Annotated in this window: 1 pseudogene; it reads right to left on the bottom strand. The window is 76.7% G+C overall.

Annotated features, from left to right (window positions below):
• Positions 1–934: pseudogene (locus ABD844_RS08165) on the bottom strand (hypothetical protein); the annotation flags it as partial.
• Positions 935–1,268: the final 334 nt, after the last annotated feature.

The raw sequence follows: 1,268 nt of genomic DNA, 5'->3' as shown, positions 1-1,268 counted from the left end.
CCTGGAGGGTCGCGTTCATGGACATCTTGCCGGGCCACAGCATGCGCGAGATGGTCACCACGCAGTTCTTGGCCGCGCTGCTGCTGTACAGCAGGTAGACCGTCGCGCTGGACCCCAGGGCGCGCGAGTCGATGACCTTGTAGCCCGCGCCGCACACCGTGGTGGCCTTGGTCATGTTGGGCTTCTGCGGTGCCGCGGTCGGCCTGGCCGTGGGCTTCTTGGTGGGAGGCAGGGTTGTCGTGGGGCCGGAGGTCGGCGCCGCGGTCGGCTCCGGGTCCGGGTCGACGAGGTTGCTCTGCTTCTTCTTCGTCGGCTTGGGGTCGGGGCTGCTCGTGGTGGTCTCGGGCGCGGGAGCCTGCGTGACCGGGTCGGGCACCTGGGCGATCGGCTCCTTGGCGGACTCGCTCTTGGTGGTCTCCTCCGGCTCGATGTCCAGGGTGGGAACCGGGGCCGAGGTCTCCGCGGGGGGCGTCACGGGCGGCGACTGCTCGACCGATGCGGGCGGCTGGCCGCCGCCGGAGCCGTTGCTGTTGCCGTTGGTGTTGTCGGTGGCGTTGTCCACGGCCACGACCGGGACCTTCTGGCTGTTGGCCTGCACGACCACGGCGCCCACGACGACGAGCAGGGCCGCGGCGGCGGCGCCGGAAAGGGCCAGGGTCAGCGTACGGCGCTGCTTGGACGGTGGCGTGCCTCCCGGGCCCGCCGTCCCGCCGGGTCGCGTGCCGGGGCCTCCCGCCTGGAAGGGACGGCCCTGGGGCGTGCCGGGCGCGCCCATGGGGCCGTTGCCCGCGGGGTGCGACGCGGGCGCCCCGAACGGCCCCCCGCCCTGCGTCCCGCCGCCCTGCCCCGGCCCGCTCTGTCCCGGCCCGGCCTGCCCGGGAACGCCCTGAGCGGGGCCGCCCAAGCCGGGCCCGCTCAGTCCCGGCGCGCCCATTCCGGGTGCGCCCTGTCCCTGGCCGCCTTGCCCGCTCTGACCGTGTCCACTGGGTCCAGGCCCACCCTGTCCGGGCCCGCCCTGGGGCATGCCCGCCTGGGGGCCACCATGGGGTGCGCCGCCGGGGCCGCCGACGGCGCCGGCCAGGGCGTGGCCGTAGTCACCGGTCTGGGGTGGGGCCGCGGACTGCGGGCCGCTCTGGAGCGGGCCGCCCACCGCGACGGGCCCGGTCGGCTGGGTCCACGGGCCCGGGTAGTCGTCCCGGCCCGGCGCGGAGGAGCCCGCGCCGCCGGAACCCATCTGCGCTGCTGCCGCCGCCGCCGCGGCAGCGCCC

This window comes from Nonomuraea antimicrobica (genome assembly GCF_039536965.1).
In the GTDB taxonomy this organism is placed as follows: Bacteria; Actinomycetota; Actinomycetes; order Streptosporangiales; family Streptosporangiaceae; genus Nonomuraea; species Nonomuraea antimicrobica.
This window is presented reverse-complemented; position numbering and strand designations above follow the sequence as displayed.